At 35.6% G+C, this 24,531-nt stretch carries 22 protein-coding genes, 1 pseudogene and 1 riboswitch; of the genes and pseudogenes, 16 read left to right on the top strand and 7 right to left on the bottom strand.

From position 1 onward, the window contains the following. Positions 1-24: 24 nt before the first annotated feature. The 3 genes and pseudogenes from BAQ44_RS31860 to BAQ44_RS25380 all read right to left on the bottom strand — a co-directional run bounded on the left by BAQ44_RS31860 (position 25) and on the right by BAQ44_RS25380 (position 2,089). Complete coding sequence (locus BAQ44_RS31860) at positions 25-831, bottom strand: methyl-accepting chemotaxis protein (protein ID WP_376749150.1); 807 nt, start codon at positions 829-831, stop codon at positions 25-27. Further along, positions 829-1,206, bottom strand: a pseudogene (locus BAQ44_RS31855) (protoglobin family protein); the annotation flags it as partial. The pseudogene BAQ44_RS31855 and the gene BAQ44_RS31860, both read right to left, overlap by 3 nt. A gap of 250 nt (positions 1,207-1,456) precedes the next feature. Beyond that, positions 1,457-2,089 (bottom strand): trimeric intracellular cation channel family protein, encoded by a 633-nt coding sequence (locus tag BAQ44_RS25380; RefSeq protein ID WP_000924376.1) that lies wholly within the window; start codon positions 2,087-2,089, stop codon positions 1,457-1,459. A 270-nt stretch (positions 2,090-2,359) separates the two neighbouring features. Between BAQ44_RS25380 and BAQ44_RS25375 the strand changes: the two genes are divergently transcribed. The 8 genes from BAQ44_RS25375 to BAQ44_RS25340 all read left to right on the top strand — a co-directional run bounded on the left by BAQ44_RS25375 (position 2,360) and on the right by BAQ44_RS25340 (position 11,749). Further along, positions 2,360-3,760: an O-antigen ligase family protein gene (locus BAQ44_RS25375; protein ID WP_071724464.1), complete on the top strand. Its 1,401-nt coding sequence runs from the start codon at positions 2,360-2,362 to the stop codon at positions 3,758-3,760. A 78-nt stretch (positions 3,761-3,838) separates the two neighbouring features. Continuing rightward, positions 3,839-4,939 (top strand): glycosyltransferase family 4 protein, encoded by a 1,101-nt coding sequence (locus tag BAQ44_RS25370; protein ID WP_063262388.1) that lies wholly within the window; start codon positions 3,839-3,841, stop codon positions 4,937-4,939. Positions 4,940-4,954: 15 nt separating this feature from the next. Further along, a complete protein-coding gene (locus tag BAQ44_RS25365) occupies positions 4,955-5,695 on the top strand; it encodes a WecB/TagA/CpsF family glycosyltransferase (RefSeq protein ID WP_071724462.1) in 741 nt (246 codons plus the stop codon). A 291-nt stretch (positions 5,696-5,986) separates the two neighbouring features. Next, positions 5,987-7,186 carry an MFS transporter gene (locus BAQ44_RS25360; protein ID WP_071724461.1) on the top strand — a complete coding sequence of 400 codons (1,200 nt, stop codon included), beginning with the start codon at positions 5,987-5,989 and terminating at the stop codon, positions 7,184-7,186. 247 nt (positions 7,187-7,433) lie between these two features. Next, positions 7,434-8,150 carry a LytR/AlgR family response regulator transcription factor gene (locus tag BAQ44_RS25355; protein ID WP_061680084.1) on the top strand — a complete coding sequence of 239 codons (717 nt, stop codon included), beginning with the start codon at positions 7,434-7,436 and terminating at the stop codon, positions 8,148-8,150. A gap of 121 nt (positions 8,151-8,271) precedes the next feature. Then, a complete protein-coding gene (gene cstA, locus BAQ44_RS25350; protein ID WP_063262385.1) occupies positions 8,272-10,350 on the top strand; it encodes a carbon starvation protein CstA in 2,079 nt (692 codons plus the stop codon). After that, a complete protein-coding gene (locus tag BAQ44_RS25345) occupies positions 10,343-10,546 on the top strand; it encodes a YbdD/YjiX family protein (RefSeq protein ID WP_063262384.1) in 204 nt (67 codons plus the stop codon). The genes cstA and BAQ44_RS25345 overlap by 8 nt, the downstream gene beginning before the upstream one ends. A gap of 144 nt (positions 10,547-10,690) precedes the next feature. Continuing rightward, positions 10,691-11,749 carry a GGDEF domain-containing protein gene (locus BAQ44_RS25340; protein WP_063262383.1) on the top strand — a complete coding sequence of 353 codons (1,059 nt, stop codon included), beginning with the start codon at positions 10,691-10,693 and terminating at the stop codon, positions 11,747-11,749. Between the two features lie 79 nt (positions 11,750-11,828). Here BAQ44_RS25340 and pdxK read toward each other — a convergent pair whose 3' ends face one another. Then, on the bottom strand, positions 11,829-12,653 hold the full coding sequence (gene pdxK, locus BAQ44_RS25335; protein ID WP_000174252.1) for a pyridoxine/pyridoxal/pyridoxamine kinase: 825 nt from the start codon (positions 12,651-12,653) through the stop codon (positions 11,829-11,831). A gap of 134 nt (positions 12,654-12,787) precedes the next feature. On the opposite strand from pdxK, the gene BAQ44_RS25330 reads away from it, so the two are divergent. The 3 genes from BAQ44_RS25330 to BAQ44_RS25315 all read left to right on the top strand — a co-directional run bounded on the left by BAQ44_RS25330 (position 12,788) and on the right by BAQ44_RS25315 (position 15,844). After that, positions 12,788-14,359: a GAF domain-containing sensor histidine kinase gene (locus tag BAQ44_RS25330; RefSeq protein WP_071724459.1), complete on the top strand. Its 1,572-nt coding sequence runs from the start codon at positions 12,788-12,790 to the stop codon at positions 14,357-14,359. Between the two features lie 20 nt (positions 14,360-14,379). Then, positions 14,380-15,027 (top strand): response regulator, encoded by a 648-nt coding sequence (locus tag BAQ44_RS25325; protein WP_071724457.1) that lies wholly within the window; start codon positions 14,380-14,382, stop codon positions 15,025-15,027. Between the two features lie 190 nt (positions 15,028-15,217). Next, positions 15,218-15,844 (top strand): FMN-dependent NADH-azoreductase, encoded by a 627-nt coding sequence (locus BAQ44_RS25315; protein ID WP_071724455.1) that lies wholly within the window; start codon positions 15,218-15,220, stop codon positions 15,842-15,844. A 62-nt stretch (positions 15,845-15,906) separates the two neighbouring features. Here the strand turns inward: BAQ44_RS25315 and BAQ44_RS25310 are convergent, their stop codons facing one another. Continuing rightward, positions 15,907-16,578 carry a transcriptional regulator YeiL gene (locus BAQ44_RS25310; protein WP_063262380.1) on the bottom strand — a complete coding sequence of 224 codons (672 nt, stop codon included), beginning with the start codon at positions 16,576-16,578 and terminating at the stop codon, positions 15,907-15,909. 106 nt (positions 16,579-16,684) lie between these two features. Here BAQ44_RS25310 and BAQ44_RS25305 point away from each other — a divergent pair, with 106 nt between their 5' ends. Next, the gene (locus BAQ44_RS25305; RefSeq protein WP_071724494.1) at positions 16,685-17,380 is read left to right on the top strand and encodes a YjjG family noncanonical pyrimidine nucleotidase; all 696 of its coding nucleotides are present in this window, start codon (positions 16,685-16,687) and stop codon (positions 17,378-17,380) included. Between the two features lie 40 nt (positions 17,381-17,420). Here BAQ44_RS25305 and BAQ44_RS25300 read toward each other — a convergent pair whose 3' ends face one another. Then, positions 17,421-18,653 carry a chloride channel protein gene (locus BAQ44_RS25300; RefSeq protein ID WP_071724453.1) on the bottom strand — a complete coding sequence of 411 codons (1,233 nt, stop codon included), beginning with the start codon at positions 18,651-18,653 and terminating at the stop codon, positions 17,421-17,423. Positions 18,654-18,971: 318 nt separating this feature from the next. Further along, positions 18,972-19,077, top strand: a riboswitch (SAM riboswitch). A 93-nt stretch (positions 19,078-19,170) separates the two neighbouring features. On the opposite strand from BAQ44_RS25300, the gene BAQ44_RS25295 reads away from it, so the two are divergent. The 3 genes from BAQ44_RS25295 to BAQ44_RS25285 all read left to right on the top strand — a co-directional run bounded on the left by BAQ44_RS25295 (position 19,171) and on the right by BAQ44_RS25285 (position 22,795). After that, entirely contained in the window at positions 19,171-20,469 is a 1,299-nt protein-coding gene (locus BAQ44_RS25295; protein WP_071724451.1) for a bifunctional O-acetylhomoserine aminocarboxypropyltransferase/cysteine synthase, read from the top strand. Next, on the top strand, positions 20,453-21,358 hold the full coding sequence (metA, locus tag BAQ44_RS25290; protein ID WP_071724449.1) for a homoserine O-acetyltransferase MetA: 906 nt from the start codon (positions 20,453-20,455) through the stop codon (positions 21,356-21,358). Before BAQ44_RS25295 ends, metA begins: the two co-directional genes overlap by 17 nt. Before the next feature lie 141 nt (positions 21,359-21,499). After that, positions 21,500-22,795, top strand: a complete 1,296-nt coding sequence (locus BAQ44_RS25285; protein ID WP_000659102.1) for a homoserine dehydrogenase — start codon at positions 21,500-21,502, stop codon at positions 22,793-22,795. 23 nt (positions 22,796-22,818) lie between these two features. On the opposite strand, the gene BAQ44_RS25280 is transcribed toward BAQ44_RS25285, so the two are convergent. Next, positions 22,819-23,445: a YczE/YyaS/YitT family protein gene (locus BAQ44_RS25280; RefSeq protein WP_063262377.1), complete on the bottom strand. Its 627-nt coding sequence runs from the start codon at positions 23,443-23,445 to the stop codon at positions 22,819-22,821. Between the two features lie 98 nt (positions 23,446-23,543). Between BAQ44_RS25280 and BAQ44_RS25275 the strand changes: the two genes are divergently transcribed. Beyond that, positions 23,544-24,521 (top strand): LacI family DNA-binding transcriptional regulator, encoded by a 978-nt coding sequence (locus BAQ44_RS25275; protein ID WP_071724447.1) that lies wholly within the window; start codon positions 23,544-23,546, stop codon positions 24,519-24,521. Positions 24,522-24,531 lie beyond the last annotated feature (10 nt).

Here is a 24,531-nt window from a genome sequence, read left to right as displayed (position 1 = left end):
ACCTCTACTGACATAAGCTTCACTTTATCGATTCAGTTCTAGTTGTAAACTATCAGCTGTTAGAGCCATTTTTGAGGAATCGTCTTGAATTCCTTTCATTACTTGTGAAATGGTTTCTAGCTCATTTTCAATTTTTTTATTCTGTTCTTTCGAGTTAGACATGTCTTTTACAATTTCTTGGAAATATTGATCTGTTGCAGACATACTATCCGTTCCTTCAGATACGAGGGAGCTAATCTGCTTCACTGAAGAAGAGACACGAATAATTTGTTCATTTGTTTTTTCAACGAGCTTTGTAACGTTGAATATGGATTCTTTCGTTTGCTCTGATAACTTTCGAATTTCTCCAGCTACAACAGAAAAGCCTTTACCAAATTCGCCAGCACGCGCAGATTCAATCGCAGCATTTAGTGCGAGTAAATTTGTTTGCTCTGCAATTGATTTTACAATATCTATAATTTCGTTAATTTTGTTAGAAATATCGAGAAGTTCATGAGTATCTGTAATAATCGTTTCCATGTTTGTTTGAATGTATTCCATTCGTTTATTTTGCTGATTTAATTGTTCTTTCCCTTTATTCGCTTTTTCTTCCGATGTTGTAGCTAATGATGTACCTGTTTTGGCAATTTCTACAATCGTTTCAGATTTAGCGGTTAACTGTTGAATAGAAGCGCTCGTTTTTTCAGATACAGATGCTAGTTCTGTTGCAATATGTGTAATTGTCATAGCTGTTATTTCTTTTTCTTTTTCATGTTCTTTTTGTATTCTTTCATATTCAGATTCATAAGCCGCAATAACGAGTTCTTGTTCAAGGGTGAATAATTTATTTATTACGTTTATAGAATAAGAAAAATCATCAATTGTTGTGATTTTCGTTTTTAAAATCTTCATGATAGAGCGGAATAATTCTTGATAAGCAGCTGTATACCACTTTCTATGTAACCCAATTTGTACATGCCTTTTTGCAATTCTAACGCGTTGTTCAATAAAGTCTTCATGCATATCTCCGCTGAATAATTCTTTTATATGCGTTTTTAAAGTTTGCTTTAGTTTTGGAATAGAGCTATAACGTTCAATAATAGTAATTAAATTAGGCTGTTTTGTAATATTGGCATAGAATTTTTCCGTAATCCAATCAATTTCTTCATAAATAAAGGGCTGAAGTACCTTTACGATTTGTAAATCTTCTTTTGAAATATGCAGCATATCCATTTGAATTTTTAGTTCAGAATTAGTAGGCACGTTAAAAGTGATTTGTTGATCCTTACTTAATTCAAGTATACTGGCGTTTGTTTTATTTGTATGTTTTTTAAAAACCCCAAGCATTGTTCTTCCCCCTGTTTGTAAAGCGTTTTCAATTTTTGGTTCTGATATAATTATATATTTTTATATACAATTACTCTACATTAGTGTGTAGAATAGTATATAAATTAAGAGAATTCTATGCAGAATTCTCTTAATGGCCTTTATTAATTTTAGCATGTGTTTTAAAGAAAACTGGGAAATGTACATTATATATTACAGTGACAACACGAATAATGAATGTTACTAATAAACAGACATAGAAAGCTAATACGTGTGCCCCCATTGCATATGTGATTAGGAAACTAATTGCTCCTAAAATAGAAGCGATTGCGTAAATCTCTTTTCGGAATACGTAGGGGATATCTTGAGCGCAAATGTCACGCAAAATACCGCCTCCAATACCTGTAATGACTCCCATTGAAACAACTAAAAATGAGGCGTCAACATGATGTGACATTGCCGCATTTGCACCAATAGCAGTAAAAACACCTAAGCCAACAGCATCAGAAAGCATAATAACGACTTGCAGTTTATTGATACGCTCAAAAAACATACAAGTAAATAATGCTGATAATACACTTACGAAAAAGTAAATGGGTTTAACAAATGCGACAGGAGGCAGGTTACCGATCATAATATCACGAATAATACCGCCGCCGAGCGCAGTGGCTACAGCTAAACAAAGGACACCGAATAAATCTAAATCTTTTTTTAAACCAACTAATGTACCAGAAATAGCAGCGGCGATAATGCCAAGAAACGTAAATATATCGATTAATAACATTGCTGTAATCCCTTCCTCCTAAAGATGTTCCAGAGAAAAAATATACACTAAAGTTATGTAAATAACAATGCATTTTCTTTACATGTAGAAAAAAAGAAAAAATGAGGAAAGAAAGCGCTTGAAAATGCAAATATGCTTTTTTCTATAAGGTAAGATTGGGGAGAAATGTGAGACGTTTAATTAAAAAATATATGTTATAATAAATATTTGAGATAAGAAAAAATATTAACAGTATAGATTGAAATTAGGTAATAGTTATGGAGGTTCTAGATGTTAAGCGAAAATAGTAAAGGTAATAAATTTGAAAATTTTCTATTAATCTTTATTTTGTTGCAACCAATTTTAGACTTGCTCACGGCATTCTGTATCATGGTTTTAAAAATTGATACGACCATTGGAGTTATTACACGCTTATTCGTTATGTTCCTAAGTGGGATATATATTTTAATTCAAACGAAGAAACAAGGAAATATAAAATATATATTGTATATAATCTTAGTAGGAATAGTCTTCACCATTGGATTGGTAAATAATAAGCTTACAAAAGATCCTATGGTACTTTCAGAGGAAATTAAATTTATAGCAAAAGCTTTATATCCGTTTGTTATGCTTACTTGTTATGTATTTGTATTTAAGTCCTTAAAAGAAAAAGGTCATTCAAAAATGCGTGACTATATTACGTATGCATCATTAATTATTGGAATAGTAATGGTAGCTTCGATTGCAACTGGAACAGATTACAATAATTATGAATGGTTAAAATTAGGATCACGCGGTTGGTTTTATGCAGGTAATGAGTTAGGATCTATTTTAGCCATCATGTGTCCGATTGTTATTTTATATTCAATTGAAAAAACAAAAAGTATGAGCAAAATATACTATTGGATTCCTTCTATTTTAGTTGTTTTTTCATTATTTGCAGTTGGTACGAAGGTTGGTATAGGAGCAATCTATGCAACAATGGCTATTGCAGTTGTTATGTGCTTTATTCAAGGTTTTATACAAGGTAAAAAAGGAAAGAAAAATATATACTTATTAAATGGTTTTATTGCAATGACTGTTTTTGTAGGAATCATGGCATATACACCTTTTTCACCATTTCTAAAAAATATGGGGATTCATGTTCAATTAATTGAAGAACAACAGACAGCGAAAAAGGAAGAGAAAAAGAAAGAGGAAGCTAAAGAGCATAAACCTCCTGTTACAGAAAAAGAAAAAGTGAAAGAAAAAGAAAAAGAAAAAGTTGCAGAGAAAAAAGAAGAAACGCAAGCTATTATTTTTAGTGGGCGTCAATTATTTGAACAAATGTATAAAGATTTCTATAAAGAAGCCCCAATGTCTCAAAAATTATTAGGTATGGGTTATGCTGGTAACTATAAAGCAGAGCCGAAATTAATTGAACGTGACTTTCACGATTGGTTCTATTCTTTCGGAATTATAGGGTTCATTTTATTTGTAATTCCATTCCTATACTTTGGCATTAGATTTATTGCATGTATATTTACTAAATTTAAACAAATATTCACCGTGAAATATGCAATGGTGATTGCAGCAATACTTCTTGGATTAGGTATCTCATTTATAGCTGGTCATATTTTAATGTCACCTGGAGTGAGTTTCTTCTTAGTATTAATCATGGCATATTTAATCGTTGACTTGGAAATTGAATGATAGAAAAATAAAAGCTAGCATATGTTAGCTTTTATTTTGTTATAGTAAATAAAAAGAAAAAAATGGGGGATGTAAGAAATGAAAGTGTTGCATATGAATGCTGGTGCAGAAGAAGGTGGGGGGAAAACACATATTATTTCACTTTTATCTCAATTTTCAAAGGAAGAAGTGGAATTAATGGTATTTGAAGAAGGTGCAATTGCTAGAGAGGCGAGAAACCTTGGTATTCAAGTGCATGTTTTTACCCAATCATCTCGGTACGACCTATCAATTCTTTCAAAAATAAAGGCATTTATTAATGAAAATCAATTTGACATTGTGCATACACATGGCGCACGAGCAAATTTCTATCTCTCCCTCTTGAAAAAAGGTATAAAAGCGAAATGGATAATGACTGTCCACAGTGATCCAACTTTGGATTTTATGAAGAGGGGATTAAAAGGATGGGTATTTACGAAGTTAAATTTACGTTCTTTCAGGAAGGTAGATTTATTCTTTGCAATTACGGAAAACTTTAAGAGAAACATAATAAAACTAGGTGTACCAGAAGAGAAAATTTGTACGGTTTATAATGGAATTGAGTATGATAGTACTCCAGCAAAACCTTATGATAAGAGTGAATTTGGCATCGATGAAGGAGTATTTACAGCCGTTCAAGTAGCACGTCTTCATCCTGTCAAAGGTCATGATATTTTATTTGAAGCATTACAAAAAATTAAAATTCCAAATATTAAGGTGCTCTTGCTGGGTGATGGGCCTATAGAAGCAGAATTAAAAGAGATGGTGAAACAAAAGGGCTTAGAGGATAAGGTGATGTTTCTAGGTTTCCGTACAGATTCAAAAGAACTATATGCATCTGCACACATTAATTTGTTAACCTCTTATAGCGAAAGCTTCCCCCTTGTTTTACTAGAAGCGGCTAATCAACGTTTAACATCTATTGCAACAAATGTAGGTGATATGAAAAAGTTAATAGTTGATGATACGTATGGATGGATTGTACCAATTGGTGATGCAAACTCGTTAGCAAACGCATTAGAAGATGCTCATGAAAAATGGTTGAATGGTGAATTAGAAGCGATGGGAAATCGTTTATATAATCACGCATCTACTCATTTCTCGCTAAAGAATTTGTATGAAGATACTTATAATGCATATAAAAAACTTTTACTGAAATAGAGAGGATAGTTAATCATGGAAGTAAAAACGGTTGATATTCTAGGTGTTCCTTTTTCTACAATGACAATGGATGAAACAGTCCAATATTTGAAGGGACAACTAGAATTGGAGCACGCTCATACTTTTCAGGTAGTAACAGCAAATCCTGAAATTGTTATGTGTGCAAAAAAGGATGAAGCATTCCATCAAACATTATTAAATACAGATTTAATTACACCTGATGGTATTGGAGTTGTAAAAGCAAGTGGGATGTTAGGTACACCTGTAAAGGAACGTGTAGCAGGTTTTGATTTAATGTGTAATCTATTTGCAAAGTTATCAGAGGAGAATAAACCGGTATCTGTTTTCTTACTTGGTGCAAAACCGCATGTTGTACAAGCTGCAGCCGATCATTTAACGAAGACGTATGCAGCTGTATCTATTGTGGGTACACAAGATGGTTATTTTAAACAAGACGAAGAAGAGAATATCGTTTCTCGTATTCAAGAAGCAAAACCAGATCTATTACTTGTCGCACTGGGTTTCCCGAGACAAGAAAACTTTATCCAAACTAACAAGCATCGTTTAGAAACGAAAATGGCTGTTGGAGTGGGCGGAAGTTTAGATGTATGGGCTGGAGAGGTAAAACGTGCACCAAAATGGATTCAAGCGATTAACTTAGAGTGGTTTTATAGATTGTGTAGTAATCCAACACGCTGGCGTCGTCAGTTAGTATTAGCGGAATTTTTAAAAGAAGTTATGCGTTCGAAAAAGTAGCGGAATATCGCTACTTTTTTATTTGTCCATTTTTGATAAAGTGGGGTTTTACTCATCCACCACTGATTGTTAACCTTCACCAATTGGACGTTTAACGGCAGTTGATTTTCCATCTAACCTCTTTGCTTCAGCTAAATTTTGAAGTGGAAGTCTTACATCCCTCAAATAGTGTGATAAGTATTTTACTTTTGGGGAATGATGAAGGAGAATTTTTTGAACGAAAGTATTTTACTTATACAATTCACACATGTAAAATGATGTGTAAAGACAGCTGTGTAAGGAGGACTTCTTGTGGGCAAGGTGAAAGAAATTTCGAAGCGAAAGCTACTTGGAATAGCGGGACTTGGATGGTTATTCGATGCAATGGATGTTGGAATGCTTTCATTTGTAATGGTGGCATTGCAAAAAGATTGGGGATTAAGTACGCAAGAAATGGGCTGGATAGGCAGCATTAATTCAATTGGTATGGCAGTCGGAGCGCTCGTTTTTGGAATACTATCAGATAAAATAGGGCGGAAATCAGTCTTTATTATTACATTATTACTATTTTCTATCGGTAGTGGTTTAACTGCTTTAACGACGACACTTGCGATGTTCCTTGTGTTACGATTTTTAATTGGTATGGGGCTTGGTGGAGAGCTTCCAGTTGCTTCTACATTAGTATCAGAGAGTGTTGAGGCACATGAACGTGGCAAAATAGTTGTGCTATTAGAAAGCTTTTGGGCGGGTGGATGGCTAATTGCAGCTCTTATCTCGTATTTTGTAATTCCGAAATATGGTTGGGAAGTTGCAATGGTGTTGAGCGCGGTTCCGGCACTATATGCTTTATATTTAAGATGGAATTTACCGGATTCACCGAGATTCCAAAAGGTTGAAAAAAGACCATCCGTTATTGAAAATATAAAGTCAGTTTGGTCTGGAGAATATCGTAGGGCAACAATTATGTTATGGATTCTATGGTTTTCTGTTGTCTTTTCCTATTATGGGATGTTCCTTTGGTTACCTAGTGTAATGGTATTAAAAGGATTTAGTTTAATAAAAAGTTTCCAGTACGTACTTATTATGACGTTAGCTCAATTGCCGGGATATTTCACAGCGGCTTGGTTTATTGAACGGCTTGGTCGTAAGTTTGTTTTAGTTACGTATTTAATCGGTACAGCGTGTAGTGCTTACTTGTTTGGAGTGGCGGAGTCATTAACAGTATTGATCGTAGCAGGGATGTTACTATCCTTCTTTAATTTAGGTGCTTGGGGTGCCTTATATGCTTATACACCGGAACAGTATCCAACAGCTATTCGTGGTACAGGTGCAGGGATGGCAGCAGCATTCGGTCGTATTGGTGGTATTCTTGGGCCGCTATTAGTAGGATATTTAGTTGCTTCACAGGCTTCATTATCACTAATATTTACGATTTTCTGTGGATCAATTTTAATTGGTGTAGTTGCTGTAATTGTACTTGGGCAAGAAACGAAGCAACGAGAATTAGTATAAGATGAGGGGCTATCTCTCACTGATTATTAGCCAGCACCAATTGTGTTTTTGAGGCAGTAAAATTTCGCATTCAGTGAGTTTTACTACCTACAAATAATGGAATAAAAGGGCAGGGGGGAACCGTCGTGGTTTCCTTTTTTCTGTTTTTTTAGATAAATAATGGTATAGTAAGAAAAAGGGAATGTTTCTTATAAAAGCGAATGTATACAACAGGACATATGGACAAAAGAATTAGGTGGTTGAGGAAATGAAAATTTTACTGATCATGGAAGAAGTAGAAGAGCGAAGAAGTTTAGCTGAAAAATTCACTGAAAATATAAAGAATGTAGAATGTTTTGAAGCAAATACGGGAACAGAATCATTATTTATCATGAAAAAGCATACACCAGATTTTGTTTTCTTGAATTCAAAATTACTAGATGGAACTGGTTTTGAATATGCGAGTTTATTACGGGAAGTAAATTGTTATACGAAATTGATTTTTATGGGTGAAGATATAGAAGAGTCGATTACGGCATTTCGTTTTCAAGCATTCTATTATTTACTACGCCCATTTCGTGAGGAAGATTTGCAATTCCTTTTATATAGAATGTGTAAAGAGCACGGCGAGAAAGCAAAGAGTTATTTGCGAAAACTACCGATAGAAGGTCAAGAGGGGATTAGATATATTTTCCCTGAAGATATTGTATATATAAGCAAAAATAAGGAGAACAAAACGGTTTCAATTTATACAACGAATAATCAGTATATTTCAACATATACACTTCAGGAGCTGGAAAATAAGTTAAATGCATATGATTTTTTACGCGTACATAAAAGTTATTTAATTAATATGTCATATGTACAAGAACTAAAACCTTATTATAATGGCACATATAATTTGTATTTAGATAAATATGATGAGCAACCGATTCCAGTTAGTCGGAATTACGTGAAAAAACTTCGAAATAAAATAGAATTATAGTAGATAATGCGAAATTTTTAACATGATAAACTAAAAATCCTTCATGATAAGGAGGATTCAAATAAAATATTCAGAAAATTTAGTACAATCCCACTAAGCAATAGTATTGGGGGGATTGTATGTGAAAACATTGAAGTCGATTTTACTTTGGGGAGTTATTGCAGCAGTAGGAGCAGGTGCTTTTGGTGTAATAGCTTTATCACAAGGTGAAACTATTAATGCCGTGTGGCTCTTAGTAGCTGCGGTATGTGTGTATGCAGTTGCTTATCGCTTTTATAGTAGATTTATAGCGAGAAAGGTATTCGGTTTAGATAATAATCGGCAAACGCCAGCCCATACTTTAAATGATGGAAAAGATTATGTTCCGACAAATAAGTGGGTATTATTTGGACATCATTTTGCGGCCATTGCTGGGGCAGGCCCTTTAGTAGGACCGATTTTGGCGGCGCAAATGGGGTATTTACCAGGGACAATATGGATTATTGTTGGGGTAGTTGTTGCTGGAGCTGTGCAAGATTTTGTAATTTTATTTGCTTCAATGAGACGGAATGGTAAATCTTTAGGGGAAATGATTAAAGATGAGATTGGTCCTGTTACAGGGCTTATTGCAATGATAGGTATTTTAGGCATTATGATTATTTTATTAGCGGTATTAGCATTAGTAGTAGTAAAGGCGCTTGTAGGAAGTCCTTGGGGAATGTTTACGATAGCAGCAACGATTCCTATCGCTATTTTAATGGGAGTGTACATGCGCTACATTAGGCCTGGACGGGTTGGTGAAGGGTCAGTAATCGGAATTATTCTACTTATACTGTCTCTTATTGGAGGACAGTATGTAGCAGAACATCCAACACTTGCAAGTATGTTCACATTTAGCGGTGAAACGATTGCTATTATGCTTATTGTATATGGGTTTATCGCATCGGCATTACCAGTTTGGATGCTTTTAGCACCACGTGATTATTTAAGCACATTTTTAAAAGTCGGGACAATTGTTGGATTAGCAATCGGTATTTTAATTGTAGCACCAGATTTACAAATGCCAGCAGTTTCGAAATTTATCGATGGAACAGGTCCTGTTTTCTCTGGAAACTTATTCCCGTTCTTATTTATTACAATTGCTTGTGGTGCGGTGTCTGGATTCCATGCTCTCGTTTCATCAGGTACGACACCAAAGATGATTGAACAAGAGGGACACGCACAACCAATTGGTTATGGAGCAATGTTAATGGAGTCATTTGTAGCCGCGATGGCGATGATTGCAGCTTGTGTATTAACACCAGGAACTTATTTTGCGATTAATAGTCCCGCAGCACTTATCGGTACGGATGTCTCGCAGGCAGCTCAAGTTATTTCTTCATGGGGGTTTGCTATTACACCAAATGAACTAAAAGATCTCGCTGTAAACGTTGGAGAGCAAACGATTTTATCACGTACAGGTGGCGCACCGACGTTAGCGATAGGTATGGCATATATTTTCTCACAAGTAATAGGTGGAACGGCCATGATGGCCTTTTGGTATCATTTTGCAATCCTCTTTGAAGCACTATTCATTTTAACAACAATTGATGCTGGAACGCGTGTAGGCCGATTTATGATTCAAGATATTTTAGGACATGTATATAAGCCATTTGGGAAAACGGATTCTACATTAGCAAATGTAATAGCTACAACGTTATGTGTATTAGGATGGGGTTATTTCTTATATCAAGGGGTAGTAGATCCGCTTGGTGGAATTAATACATTATGGCCACTATTCGGTATTGCAAACCAAATGTTAGCAGGTATTGCATTATTACTTGGAACGACAATTTTGTTCAAAATGGGGAAAAAGGCATATGTGTGGGTGACACTTATTCCAACTGTCGGATTGCTTATTGTAACGATGACGGCGGGTTATCAAAAGCTATTTCATGAAAACCCTAAAATAGGATTTCTATCTCATGCAAAGGTATTTCAAGGTGCATTAGATGAGGGGAAAGTGTTAGCACCAGCTAAAAATGTCGCTCAAATGAAACAAATTATTTTCAATGATTATATTGATGCAGCACTTTGTGGGATTTTTATGATAGTTGTAATTGCTGTATTAATTTCTGCAATTCGAATTTGGATTCAAGTATTAAGAAATAAGCCAATGAAGCTAAAAGAGGCACCATATATACCTAGAGATGAAAGTGGGTCGAGAAACTATTATGCTTAAACAACTAAGGAAAGTATGGGGGAAAAGGAAACACTTTATTAGTTTACTCGTTGGGGTACCAAGCTATGAAACATATGTAGAGCATATGAAAAAGCATCATCCAGAAGAAGAAGTGGTATGTCAAAAACAGTTTTTTGCAGAAGCGCAAGAAGCTAGGTTTAATGCAAAGGGCGGAAAGATATCACGATGTTGTTAGTGAAAAGGGCGAATTTTCGCCCTTTTTATTTTTGCTGTTTCACGTGGAACAGCAAAAAATAAATAAAAAGCTTTGGGAATTATAGGTATCTCGTATACAATAAAATAAGGAAAGGGATAGATAGAAAAGTAGGGAGATTATTTTATGTTAAGGGACTTATTTGTAAACACAACAATTATTCTTTCCTTTATTTTTGTTGGAGGTCAGATTTTAAGAGATAGGCCGTTAAAAGAAGAGTTTTCTCTTTGGCAGAAATGTGTAGTAGGTATTCTTACTGGGATATTAGGTATATTACTAATGTATTTCGGTGTTCATGTTGGTACTATCCTATTGGATTTACGCTACTTAGCGGTTATTCTAGCCGTTATAATTGGAGGCCCAATAGCGAGTACTATAGCTGTTAGTATGATTTTAGTAACTAGGTTAGTATTTATGGATTATTCATTAGCTTCTCAAGTAGCTTTTTATACAATTATTGCGATAGGAGTAGGTAGTATCTTTATTTCGCGTCTAAACCTTTCTCTAGGAGAAAAGTGGGCATGGTTACATACTTATATTTTATCTATTCTAATTCCCTCACTATATATATGGTTAATTAAAGATATTAACATAGTAGGATTATATTTGATTTCTAGTATGATTACAGGCTACATAACGTTCATAAGTGCAAATTACGTTTTACAATCCAATGAGCTATTTCAAACGATGAAGCAATATGCAACGATAGATGCGCTGACAGGTTTAGGAAACGTAAGACAGTTCGATTTAGAAATGAATCGTCATATTGGGAGTAAGCGTATGAAAAATGATTCACTTTGTTTACTACTTATAGATATTGATCATTTTAAGTGTGTAAATGATACGTATGGACATCCTGCAGGAGACGAAGTGTTAAAACAAATTGGATGTATTTTAAGAGAAATTTCACCATTTCCAGATTTGGCCTTTCGAAAGGGTGGAGAGGAGTTTGCACTTTTGATACCGAAGAAGGGATTAGCTTATGGAATACGTACAGGGGAACAAGTTCGCACAGCTGTTGAAAACCATCCATTCCAATTATTAAATGGAACAAAAATAAAAATTACAGTTTCAGTAGGCATTTCAGTGTATGAAGAATCACCAGAGCAATTTATTCAAGCTGCTGATGATGCATTATACTACTCCAAAAGAAATGGCAGAAATCAAGTTAGTTCTGCATCTTAAAGATACGATGACCAGAAGAGCTTATAAAAAACACCCACAGAGAGAATATATAAACTCTGTGGGTGTTTTCATTTACAGGTTAGACAAGTTCTTTTGATACAACGAATTTACGATATGCACCGTGATGTGTTGGGCCTACGTATTCGTTAATCTTGAACGAATAACGGATAGCAGCTGTGATAAATTCTTTAGCAGTCTTTACTGCTTCTTTCACAGGCTTTCCTTTTGCAAGTTCTGCTGTAATTGCAGCAGAATATGTACAACCTGCGCCGTGTGTATTTGTTGTATCGATTTTTTCTGATTCTAAAAGATCGAATGTTTCTCCGTCATATAGGACGTCGATTGCAGTTTCTGTACCAAGCTTGCTACCGCCTTTAATTAGGACGTATTTCGCACCTAAAGCGTGGATTTTTTTCGCTGCTTCTTTCATGTCTTCAAGAGAATTGATCTTTACACCACTTAATTGGTAAGCTTCAAATAAGTTTGGTGTTACAACTAATGCTTTTGGAACAAGAACGTCACGTAAGCAATCATTCGTTTCAGGATGTAATGCTTCATCAGCGCCCTTACATACCATAACAGGATCAACTACTACATTTTTGAAATTATGTTTTTCGATTGTTTCTGCAACCATTTCAATAATTTCTACTGATCCAAGCATACCTGTTTTTAGAGCATCTACGCCAACACCTTCAATTGTTGTTTCTAATTGTGGTTTTAATGTAGAAGCTGGGATTGGGAATACGTTATGTGCCCAACCGTTATGTGGATCCATCGTTACGATTGTCGTAAGAGATGTCATTCCGTATACACCAAGTTCTTGAAATGTTTTTAAATCTGCTTGTATACCAGCACCGCCACTTGTGTCAGAACCAGCGATAGTAAGTGCTTTATTTAATGTCATTATGAAAGCCCCCTCAAGTGATATAATGAAAACTATGTTTTCACCATTATATCAATGTTACGAATAAGTACAAAGTGAAAAGTAGATGATTTATTTTAGGAGCTATTGAAAATCTTGTATGTAGGAGACGAGTTATGTTTCAAGAAAATCGTACAAATGAATTAGTTATATTAAAAGAGATTGCAGAGACGTTGAACACTTCAAATGATACATATCATGTGATGCAAGCTGTATTGGAAAAACTATTGCATGTAACGGGTTTAACGACAGGATGGATATTTCTTGCGGATGAAAATGGTAGATATACAAAATTAATCGATTATCAATTGCCAGAGGGATTGAGATTTGAAAATAAACGACCGATGTGTGAGGGGAATTGCTGGTGTTTACACCGATTTGTGGAAGGGAAACTAGAGAGAGCCGTTAATATTATTGAATGTAAGAGGATTAATAATGCGATTGAATATAACTGGGGAGATACAGAAGGAATCGTGCATCATGCGACAGTGCCGCTAAAAGCGGGAGAAGATGAATTTGGCGTATTAAATGTCGCTAGCCCGGGTAAAACACATTTTTCTGAAGAAGAATTAGTGTTATTACAATCAGTTGCTTTCCAAATTGGAACAGCGTTAAAACGTACAAAATTGTATGAGAATGAAAAGAGAAGGGCTCATTATTATGTAAAGTTAGAACGTTTTATTCAAGCTTTAAGGACGATTCATAAATTTAATGCATTGCCTGAGGAGATTGTAAAACAAATAGGGAAGTTATTTCTATGGGAGCAAGTTGTATTCTTTATTAGAGAAGAAAATGAACTTGCTGTAAGAGCTTCGTATAAGATAGATGAGTTGCAAGAGGATTTGAATTCAGCGGCACAGGAAGCGCTGAAAAAAGAAGAACCTGTTTTGTTAAAGAGTCAGGTTGGGAATATCGTACATCCTAATCGTGCAGTTATTGCCATTCCCATACACATTCAAGATCATATATTTGGCGTATTAAGTGTAAGTTCGAATAATGGAGAATTTGATATAAATACGATAGATGTAGTACAGGCGTTAGCAAACCATATATCTTTAATGATAGAGAACTTAAGGTTAAACGAAAAGCGCCGAGAACTTGTACGAATGGAAGAACGTAATCGTTTAGCAAGAGATTTGCATGATTCTGTTTCCCAAAAGTTGTTTTCATTAACTTTTATGACGAAAGGTGCCGAAGCTGTCTTAAAGGGGAGAAATGAAAAGGTAGATCAATCTTTGCATGAGATACGTGAGTTATCGCAAGGAGCTTTAAAAGAAATGAGGACGTTAATTTGGCAGCTACGTCCAGCGGGATTAGAGAAAGGATTATTACCAGCTTTAAAGCAATATGGCGAAAGTTTGGGATTGAAAATTCGGGAACAAGTTACAGGTGTTCGTGATTTGCCGCGCGTAGTAGAGGAAGCGCTATGGCGAATTGGACAAGAAGCTTTAAATAACGTAAGTAAACATGCGAATGTCAGAGAAGCTGCGATTTATTTCAAAGTGACGGAGAAGAATGTATCATTAGAAATAGTCGATCAAGGGAACGGCTTTGTAGAAAAGAATATAAAAGAGAAGAAATCACTCGGTATGACTACGATGCGTGAAAGAGTAGAATTAGTTGGTGGAACAATTAAAATCGTAAGTGATAAGAAAAGAACAAGTGTAAAAGTAAACGTACCATTATGATGTGAAAATGAGGGAAGTTTGTGAAAATAAAAGTATTGTTAGTTGATGATCATACAGTCGTTTTAAAAGGGTTAGCATTTTTCTTGAGTACACAGGAAGATTTAGCGTTAGTTGGAGAAGCAAATAATGGGAAAGAAGCATTAGTGAAAGTAGGGGATACAAATCCTGATGTGGTACTAATGGATTTATATATGCCCGAAATGGATGGTGTCGAGGCGACGGCGTGCATCAAAAAAGAATATCCAAATGTGAAAGTAATTGTATTAACTAGTTTCTCTGATCAGGCGCATGTTTTACCAGCGTTAAGGGCGGGAGCAAGCGGTTATATTTTAAAAGATGTAGAGCCGGATCAGCTTGTTGAAGCTATTCGAAGCGCATATAAAGGTAATATTCAATTACATCCGGATATAGCAAATGCTCTTCTCTCTCAAACATTACCTATGGAAGAAAAAGAAGAAGAACCTTCTATTCAAGTGGATGTGTTAACAGCGAGGGAAAATGAAGTGTTGCAGCTATTAGCGAAGGGGATGAGTAATAAAGAGATCGCCTCCGTTTTAGTTATTACAGAAAAAACGGTAAAAGCTCATGTAAGTAGTATTTTGAGTAAGTTGAATTTATCTGATCGCACGCAAGCGGCATTGTATGCAGTGAAAAACGGAATTGTATAAGACAAAAGTCGTAAGACCTAGTTCGCCTTTAGAAGGTGGACTTTTTTTATGGAAAAATACGTCTATGTGAGGACGAAATTGTCTTGATATAAAGATAAAATATGTTTGTAAGCAACAAAACAACAATTACAAGGGATACCTTTTTTGAAAGCATATAACAACAGAAGAGTGAGTACTAGGAGGAAAAACAATGGCAACAGTTTTATTTGTAAAAGCAAACAACCGCCCAGCGGAACAAGCAGTTAGTGTGAAATTATACGAGGCATTTCTAGCAAACTATAAAGAAGCACATCCAAATGATACAGTAGTAGAACTTGATTTATATAAAGAAGAATTACCATATGTAGGCGTAGATATGATTAACGGTACATTCAAAGTAGGTAAAGGATTTGATTTAACTGAAGAGGAAGCAAAAGCAGTAGCAGTTGCTGATAAGTATTTAAATCAATTTTTAGAAGCTGATAAAGTCGTTTTCGGTTTCCCATTATGGAACTTAACAATCCCAGCAGTATTGCACACATATATTGATTATTTAAACCGAGCTGGAAAAACGTTTAAATATACGCCAGAAGGTCCAGTTGGTCTAATTGGAGATAAGAAGATTGCATTATTAAACGCGCGCGGTGGTGTATATTCTGAAGGTCCAGCAGCAGAAGTAGAAATGGCTGTTAAATACGTAGCAAGTATGATGGGCTTCTTCGGTGCAACAAACATGGAAACAGTAGTTATTGAAGGACATAATCAATTCCCAGATAAAGCAGAAGAAATCATTACAGCGGGTCTTGAAGAAGCAGCTAAAGTAGCAAGCAAATTTTAATTGAAAATAGAATCGTCACTCGCAAAAAGCAGCATTAACATATAAACGTTAATGCTGCTTTTTTATATTTTAAGTTCATCAGCTAGTGTTTCTAATTGAATTCGATCTTGTATGTAATAGGTTCTTCCGTCCTTTTGTAAGTAATTTTGTTGGCAAAACTGGTTTAATACATATAAAAGATGACGATAGCTGACATTTAAGTATTCCGAAGCCTCGGTATGTTTCTCTGTATAACTGTTATTTTGTTCTGTTAATAGAATAAATGCCGCTAACCGGTTTTCGAACGGATAACTATTATTTTTGGCGTAACTTTCTGTTCGGGTAATTGTTTTTTCGCCGATAAATTTACATAGTTTCTGTAGAAAGATAGGATCTTGCAATAAAAGATGCTGACAATCTTTAAGAGGGAGTGCCAAGCACATACAATCTTCAATCACTTCCACCGTTTTCGTAACGGATTCAACGCCGATTAACCCTAATTCCCCAATGAACGAAGGTTCTTGAATAAAGTTAATTAAGGAGACCCTCCCGTTTTTGTGACTCATATATATTTTTGCTTTCCCGGAAATTAAGTAATAAAGATAAGGAACATCAACGCCTTCATTACATATCCTTTCTTTCTTTTGAAAGGAGTGTAGTTCAACATATGGTAAGACATTAAAAGAAAAAAGGGTATGGAAGTTGGAAGTTTGCATGTAATGAGAGATTTCTTCGCTATTTTTGCTAACTTTCATGTTTTCACCTCCTGCTTAGTATGAGATATCTCCTATTATGTTTACAAGAAGGAATGATACGATTTACGTAAATTTATTTTTGTAGAAAAGAGGGTGTGAAGTGCTTATGAAAAAATATAAAACATTGTTATTCGATGTAGATGATACATTGTTAGATTTTCAAAAGGCGGAGAAAGTGGCGTTACGTATGCTGTTTGAAGAGAGAGGGATTAATCTAACTAGAGAGGTTGAAGCGCAGTATAAAAAAATTAATAAACGCCTTTGGGAGGCTTTTGAAGAAGGGGAAATAAATCGTGATGAAGTCTTAAATACACGATTTTCGATTTTGTTGAAAGAATATGGGGAAGAGGTAGATGGGATATTATTCGAAAATAATTATCGTAGCTACTTAGAAGAAGGAAATCAGCTCATGCAAGGCGCATTTGAATTCATAAGTCAAATTCAAAGTGAGTACGATTTATATATTGTGACGAACGGTATTTCTCAGACGCAAGATAAACGTTTACGTAATGCAGGATTACATGCCTTGTTTCAAGATATTTTTGTTTCTGAGGATACAGGATTCCAAAAACCGATGAAAGAGTATTTTGATTATGTTTTTGAACGAATTCCTAATTTTGCTCCAGAAAAGGGGCTTATTATTGGGGATTCGTTAAGTGCTGATATTAAAGGCGGATATGCAGCGGGAATTGATACTTGTTGGTTTAATCGAGAAAAGAAATCAAATCATAGCGAGGTTGTGCCAACATATGAAGTGCAAAATTTTGAAGAGTTATACACACTATTGAAGCAACGTGTGTAATAAAAATAGGCAGTGGAACTTTTGTCCCTACTGCCTACTTTTATTCGCTTGTAGCTTCGTTGTTTTTAGGAAGTGGAAATGCATTACCAATCGCTGCTGCTCCAAGCATCGGTAGTAGTAAATTGAGCGGGAAAAACATGAGTAATAGTAATGTTATAGCAATTGGTTTTCTTAATGCATAGCTTGAAATTGCTGTTGTGACGATGGCTACCGAAGCAATTGGATCTATAGGGATAATGGACGCTATAGCATATCCGATACTAGATCCAGCAAATATAATTGGGAAAATGTGTCCACCGCGCCAACCTGTATTCAAACAAACGGCAGTAATACATAATTTTAAAACCCCTGAAAGAAGTAGTACCCAGAAGGATAAATGGCTCCATTCAACGACTAAATCTTTTAATTGATGTTCTCCTGAGAATAACGTGTAAGGGAGAAAAGTTCCTGTAATTCCTAATAAAATACCACCGATAATTCCAAGTGATAGTTTATATTCTTTTAAGGGATGGATTAATTTCTCTAATGTGAATTCTAATTTGAAATAAAAGAAGCCAACTATAGCACCAATACTAGCAAGTGGTAGAAAGGCAATCCATTCATTAAGAGAAAGGGAACCTTCTCCAAAATCAACGATAAAGGATCCACGATTATCGAATTTACTAAGTAATAAATAAACGGAAAAACCAGCGAAAGTGGTAGCTAAATATACAATTGCTTTTTTTCCTTTAGAAAATTCGTTAATTTGCTCACCCTCATTTTCATTTGGAGCTAAATAACCGAATAATGGCGCGTTAAAAATTACACTTAAAGTAGCACCAATTCCAACCTCTGTTAGTTCATTCATTCCTTTTAAGGCGAATGTAAAGCGATCTCCTATCCATGTACAAAGTCCACCGATAATGCCAACAAGTGCTGCTTCGGGACCTAAGCTAGCTCCAAATATTAAAACGATAATCGCAGTTAAAGTAGCTTTATGTACGAAACGATATTCAATTCTACCTGTTTTTTTATATTCACCCATTACTTCCGGCATAAGACGTGGATATGTGCCGAAGTATTTTTGAGTTAAACCGACGAGAATACCACCGACAGTTGTTACACAAATAGTGTAATACGGGGGAGAAGAGAAAATAGTAGGCAAGTATCCCCAAATAAAGTGAATGCCGATATTTATTGTAACTAAAAATAGCCAGACTGTTGCTCCTACTATAGAGCCTAAAAGAATGCCGTATAGGACGAGTATATAGTGCATGTCTTTTGTGTTTGTCATGTTTACCTCCGTTATGTAAGTTGTAATGTCGAAAGGATTAAATATGCTCCTGCGAAATGAAATGAATATGTATAGTATCTTTTTGAGAGGTTGGCTTATTCAATATATTGGGGTCTCGTGAGAATTTGAAATGTATACAGTTAAACTACTTACTTAATTCTATATAGTAATCGTGGGTTTTAAAAGGTCTTTTTCAAAGGGATATGGAATATATTTCTTTTGTTATGTATGTCAAATCCTTTGTAGTTAATTTAGAACATTCAGAAAAACTGATTGACATTAGGAAATTATTGCTATAAAATCAACGGTAATTGCATAGTCTTATCAAGAAAAGGTGGAGGGACAGGCCCGATGAAACCTTGGCAACAGCCGTATAACGGAATTGTGCCAAATCCTGCAGGTAATAAATCCTGAGAGATAAGAAAGAGCCTTTAGAGCGTGTTTTCAAACTGCTCCTTTCTTGTTTTCAGGAAAGGAGCAGTTTTTTTATTTTGCATAGAAGAAAGGAGAATGAGAGATGGGAGAATCATGGGGAAAAGGAACAATTTGTGTGCAAGGTGGCTATACACCAAAGAATGGTGAACCGCGTGTTTTGCCACTTTATCAAAGTACAACGTATAAATATGATACTTCGGATGATTTAGCAGCACTATTTAATTTAGAGGCAGAAGGATATATATATACGCGTATTGGAAATCCTACTCTAGCTGCATTTGAGCAAAAATTAGCGGAGTTAGAGGGTGGTGTAGGAGCTGTTGCGACGGCTTCTGGGCAGGCTGCTATTATGCTTGCTGTTTTAAATATTTGTAGTAGCGGAGACCACTTGCTTTGTTCTTCCACAGTTTACGGCGGGACGTTTAATTTATTTGGGGTGAGTTTGCGTAAGCTTGGTATCGATGTTACGTTCTTTAATCCAAATTTAACTGCTGATGAAATCGTGGCTCTTGCTAATGATAAGACGAAGCTTGTTTATGCAGAATCGCTAGGAAATCCAGCGATGAACGTTTTAAATTTCAAAGAATTCTCAGATGCAGCGAAAGAGTTAGAAGTACCTTTTATCGTGGATAATACATTAGCGACACCTTATTTATGCCAAGCATTTGAGCACGGGGCAAATATTATCGTTCATTCTACGACGAAATATATCGATGGTCATGCAAGCTCTTTAGGCGGTATTGTCATTGACGGAGGGAACTTCGATTGGACAAATGGGAAATATCCTGAACTTGTTGAACCGGATCCAAGTTATCACGGCGTAAGTTACGTTCAAAATTTTGGTGCAGCAGCTTATATTGTGAAGGCACGTGTTCAATTATTAAGAGACTACGGAAACTGTATGAGCCCATTCAATGCGTATATTAGCAATATTGGCTTAGAAACGCTGCATTTACGAATGGAGCGTCATAGTGAAAATGCTCTTGCAGTTGCTAAGTGGCTTGCTAACCATGAACGTATTGAATGGGTGAATTATCCGGGACTAGATAGTAATGAAAATTACTCGTTAGCACAAACGTATTTGAAAAAAGGTGCTAGTGGTGTTTTAACATTTGGCATTAAGGGCGGATTAGAATCTGCGAAAGAATTTATCGCAAATGTAAAACTAGCAACTCTCGTAACGCATGTAGCGGATGCACGAACTTGCGTTATACATCCTGCTAGCACAACGCATAGACAATTAAGTGCTGAAGATCAGCGTCTAGCTGGCGTTACATCAGATTTAATTCGTTTATCAGTTGGTATAGAAGATGTTTCTGATATTATTGCAGATTTAGAAGCAGCGCTAGTCGGAGGCAAAGAACATGCCGATCATAATTGATAAAGATTTACCAGCTCGCAAAGTGTTGCAGGAGGAAAATATCTTTGTAATGACGAAGGAGCGAGCAGAAACACAAGATATCCGGGCATTGAAAATTGCTATATTAAATTTAATGCCTACAAAGCAAGACACAGAAGCGCAATTACTTCGTTTAATTGGCAACACGCCGTTGCAATTAGATGTTCATTTACTTCATATGGAATCACATTTGTCCCGTAATGTAGCACAGGAACATTTAACGAGCTTCTATAAAACATTCCGTGATATTGAGAATGAGAAATTTGATGGATTGATTATTACGGGAGCACCAGTTGAAACTCTTTCTTTTGAAGAGGTAGATTATTGGGAAGAGCTTAAACGTATTATGGAGTATTCAAAAAAGAATGTAACATCTACGCTTCATATTTGCTGGGGGGCACAGGCTGGTTTGTATCATCATTATGGCGTTCCAAAGTATCCTCTTAAGGAAAAAATGTTCGGTGTATTTGAACATGAAGTCTGTGAGCAACATGTGAAATTGTTACAAGGGTTTGATGAATTGTTTTTTGCCCCGCATTCTCGTCATACAGAAGTGCGAGAGAGTGATATTAGAGAGGTGACAGAATTAACATTATTAGCAAACTCTGAGGAAGCGGGTGTTCACCTTGTTATTGGGCAAGAAGGAAGACAAGTGTTTGCGCTCGGCCATAGTGAATATAGTTGTGATACGTTAAAAGAAGAATACGAACGAGACCGCGACAAAGGGTTAAATATTGATGTGCCGAAAAATTATTTTAAGCATAATAACCCAAATGAGAAACCGCTTGTAAGGTGGAGAAGTCATGGGAATCTATTATTCTCTAATTGGCTGAATTATTACGTGTATCAAGAAACCCCTTATGTATTATAAAAAAAGATTGTGTAACACGTGGCAACGTTTTTTTTGTAAAAATTAACTTATATTTTTCCGAATGTTCAAAAAACATTGTTTTTCAGATTTTTTACTCATATAATTTCATCTAAACACGATTTTTGAGGGGTGGACAGTATTATGAAGGAAATTCAAGTTGGCTTATTAGGTCTTGGGACAGTTGGTAGCGGTGTAGTTCGTATTATTACAGATCATCAAGAGAGACTCATACACCAAGTAGGTTGTCCCGTGAAAGTAACGAAAGTACTAGTACAAAATATTGAAAAAGAGAGAGAAGTAGAGGTACCTTCTACTCTATTAACACAAGATGCAAATGAAATTTTAGATAATCCGAACATTGACGTTGTCATCGAAGTGATGGGTGGCATTGATGATGCAAAAGCATATATTTTGCAAGCTTTACAAAGTGGAAAGCATGTTGTAACTGCCAATAAAGATTTAATGGCGTTACATGGGGCGGAACTCTTAGCGGTAGCAAAAGATAATAAAGCAGACTTGTTTTATGAAGCAAGTGTAGCCGGAGGAATCCCGATTTTACGAAGTATCGTAGAAGGACTTTCTTCAGATCTTATTACGAAGGTAATGGGAATTGTAAATGGAACGACAAATTTTATTTTGACGAAAATGTCAGATGAAGGGAGAGCATATAACGACGTGTTAAAAGAAGCCCAACAACTTGGATTTGCAGAAGCAGATCCAACATCAGATGTGGAAGGTTTAGATGCAGCAAGAAAAATGACGATTTTGGCTACCCTTGGTTTCTCTACAAATGTGGAGCTTGGAGATGTGAAGGTAAAAGGAATTACTTCTATTACAGAAGAAGATATTGAATACAGTAAGAGTTTAGGTTACACGATTAAATTAATCGGTCTTGCGAAGCGAGATGGTGAAAAATTAGAAGTTACAGTTGAACCAACGCTACTTCCAAATACACATCCTCTTGCGGCCGTACAAAACGAATATAACGCTGTATATGTGTACGGTGAAGCGGTCGGGGAAACGATGTTTTATGGACCGGGTGCAGGAAGTTTACCAACAGCAACAGCTGTTGTTTCGGATTTAGTAGCTGTCATGCAAAATATTCGATTAGGTGTAAACGGAAATAGCGCGGTATCCCCGCAGTATAAAAAGGTATTAAAAGAGCCAGACGAAATTGTTGTGAAGAAATTTTTAAGACTTCATGTAAAAGATGAAATTGGTGTATTTGCAAAAATTACTTCATTGTTCTCTGAGCGTGGTGTTAGCTTTGAAAAGATTATTCAAATGCCACTTGAAGAGAAAGGAAAAGCTGAAATTGTAATTGTAACGCATCGTGCATCTCTTGCTGATTATGATTATATTCTACATACGTTGCAAGGGTATGAAGAAATAGATTGTCTGAAAGCAAATTACCGAATTGAAGGAGATGCAAAGTAGCATCTCCCCTAATAAAAAACCTATTAAGCAGCCTGCTTAATAGGTTTTTTTCTATTTAAAATTTGCGTACCAACTTGAATAAATGCTTGGATAATCCAGCCTGTTGTAAAAGATAAGATGATTGTTCCAAAATAGATAGGTCCATCTAATAGGAAGCTTAATGTTAAAAATAAAAACGCTAACGAAATTTCTGTTCTTCTAAATGTCCACTTCTTTTTCTCAGCAACCGTCAAAACGAAAGCTTCTTGAGGCGCCGCGCAAAGGTTTGTAGAGACGTAAAGACCAATCCCAGCTCCAACAAATAGATTTCCACAAATAAGTGTTATATATTTTGGAAGAGAGCGGATAGCGTCCATAATAGTTGTAATGGAACCAATCCAATCAACAAAAAGCGAAATAAGAACCATCGTTACAATGGTACCAATTGTTATTTGTTTTTTATTCCAAAAGAGTACGATAAGTGTAAATGCAAAATTAATCATGAAAATCCAAAAACCGATACTTATCCCGAAATTTTGATATAGTGCAATAAAGAAGGAATCATAAGGGCTAAGTCCAAAGGAAGTAATTGTCGTCATCATATTAATACCGATGGCGAGAGTAAGTAGACCACCAATGAAAAATATATATTCTAATCTGAATCGAAGCATAGTTGTATATCCTTTCAAAATGTATTTGCTAGGAAAGGATATATTGTGGAAAGCTTACCAGGTCAAGGGAGAATTTTTGCAGAGAAGGGGAAAATGAGATGACGAATATAAGAAAGATTGCTGAACTTGCTGGGGTATCTGTTTCAACTGTTTCACGTGTACTGAATAATCATCCATATGTGAATGAACAGAAACGAAAAGAAATTTTAGCAATTATAGAAGAATTAAATTATACGCAAAATGTGAATGCAATTCATTTAGTGAAAGGAAAAACGAATGTCATTGGCGTTTTATTACCGCACGTAAATGATCAATATTATAGTGCTATTATCGAGGGAATATCAAAGGAAACAGCAAAAAATAATTATAATATGATGCTTTGTCAGACGAATTATAGTGAGGAAAGAGAATTAGAAATTTTGAATATGTTAAAAATGAAAAAGCTTGATGGGGTTATTATATGCTCCCGGGCGAATAGTAAGGAAAAGCTTGAAGAATATACGAAATTTGGTCCAATTGTTATGTGTGAAGAAATAGATTCGAATTTCATTTCGAGTGTGCATATTGATTACTATAAAGTCTTTTCGCGCGGGATGAAGAGCTTAATAGATGCCGGCCATACAAGTATTGGGTATTGCATTGGAAGAAGTAATAGCATTAATAGCCAGAGAAGAAAACAAGCATATGAGGATTCGCTTCAACCGATTGCTGTAACACCGATAGAGGACTGGAAGTTTAAAGGCTGTTTTACGGTGGAGGATGGGCGTAATGTAATTAGGGAATGGGCCCGTATGTCAGTAAAACCGACAGCGTTTCTTGTATCTTGCAATCACATTGCAGCGGGAATGGTAACGGAAGCAAAAAAACAAGGCATTCGTATTCCAGAAGATATTACGATTATTGGTTGTGATGATCAAGGTGTGGCAGATATTTTAGGCATTACGACGATTTCGTATTGTAGTAAAAATGTTGGTGTGAAGGCATTCGAATTATTATATGAAAAGATTAATGATGAGAAAATAGATGTAAAGCACGTAGAGTTATTGCCAGAATTAGTACATAGGGAAACAACATAATAGACAAGGT

Source organism: Bacillus mobilis (assembly GCF_001884045.1).
GTDB classification, from domain to species: Bacteria; Bacillota; Bacilli; order Bacillales; family Bacillaceae_G; genus Bacillus_A; species Bacillus_A mobilis.
This window is presented reverse-complemented; position numbering and strand designations above follow the sequence as displayed.

What these genes read in the sequence shown, in the direction of transcription:
- BAQ44_RS25310 (WP_063262380.1), bottom strand. Translation starts at nt 16,578, where the DNA reads ATGAAAGTTAGCAAAAATAGCGAAGAAATCTCTCATTACATGCAAACT.
- BAQ44_RS25340 (WP_063262383.1), top strand. Translation starts at nt 10,691, where the DNA reads ATGTTAAGGGACTTATTTGTAAACACAACAATTATTCTTTCCTTTATT.
- BAQ44_RS25315 (WP_071724455.1), top strand. Translation starts at nt 15,218, where the DNA reads ATGGCAACAGTTTTATTTGTAAAAGCAAACAACCGCCCAGCGGAACAA.
- BAQ44_RS25370 (WP_063262388.1), top strand. Translation starts at nt 3,839, where the DNA reads ATGAAAGTGTTGCATATGAATGCTGGTGCAGAAGAAGGTGGGGGGAAA.
- BAQ44_RS25285 (WP_000659102.1), top strand. Translation starts at nt 21,500, where the DNA reads ATGAAGGAAATTCAAGTTGGCTTATTAGGTCTTGGGACAGTTGGTAGC.
- BAQ44_RS25375 (WP_071724464.1), top strand. Translation starts at nt 2,360, where the DNA reads ATGTTAAGCGAAAATAGTAAAGGTAATAAATTTGAAAATTTTCTATTA.
- metA (WP_071724449.1), top strand. Translation starts at nt 20,453, where the DNA reads ATGCCGATCATAATTGATAAAGATTTACCAGCTCGCAAAGTGTTGCAG.
- BAQ44_RS25345 (WP_063262384.1), top strand. Translation starts at nt 10,343, where the DNA reads ATGCTTAAACAACTAAGGAAAGTATGGGGGAAAAGGAAACACTTTATT.
- BAQ44_RS25305 (WP_071724494.1), top strand. Translation starts at nt 16,685, where the DNA reads ATGAAAAAATATAAAACATTGTTATTCGATGTAGATGATACATTGTTA.
- BAQ44_RS25355 (WP_061680084.1), top strand. Translation starts at nt 7,434, where the DNA reads ATGAAAATTTTACTGATCATGGAAGAAGTAGAAGAGCGAAGAAGTTTA.
- BAQ44_RS25365 (WP_071724462.1), top strand. Translation starts at nt 4,955, where the DNA reads ATGGAAGTAAAAACGGTTGATATTCTAGGTGTTCCTTTTTCTACAATG.
- BAQ44_RS25275 (WP_071724447.1), top strand. Translation starts at nt 23,544, where the DNA reads ATGACGAATATAAGAAAGATTGCTGAACTTGCTGGGGTATCTGTTTCA.
- pdxK (WP_000174252.1), bottom strand. Translation starts at nt 12,653, where the DNA reads ATGACATTAAATAAAGCACTTACTATCGCTGGTTCTGACACAAGTGGC.
- BAQ44_RS25295 (WP_071724451.1), top strand. Translation starts at nt 19,171, where the DNA reads ATGGGAGAATCATGGGGAAAAGGAACAATTTGTGTGCAAGGTGGCTAT.
- BAQ44_RS25380 (WP_000924376.1), bottom strand. Translation starts at nt 2,089, where the DNA reads ATGTTATTAATCGATATATTTACGTTTCTTGGCATTATCGCCGCTGCT.
- BAQ44_RS25300 (WP_071724453.1), bottom strand. Translation starts at nt 18,653, where the DNA reads ATGACAAACACAAAAGACATGCACTATATACTCGTCCTATACGGCATT.
- BAQ44_RS25330 (WP_071724459.1), top strand. Translation starts at nt 12,788, where the DNA reads ATGTTTCAAGAAAATCGTACAAATGAATTAGTTATATTAAAAGAGATT.
- BAQ44_RS25280 (WP_063262377.1), bottom strand. Translation starts at nt 23,445, where the DNA reads ATGCTTCGATTCAGATTAGAATATATATTTTTCATTGGTGGTCTACTT.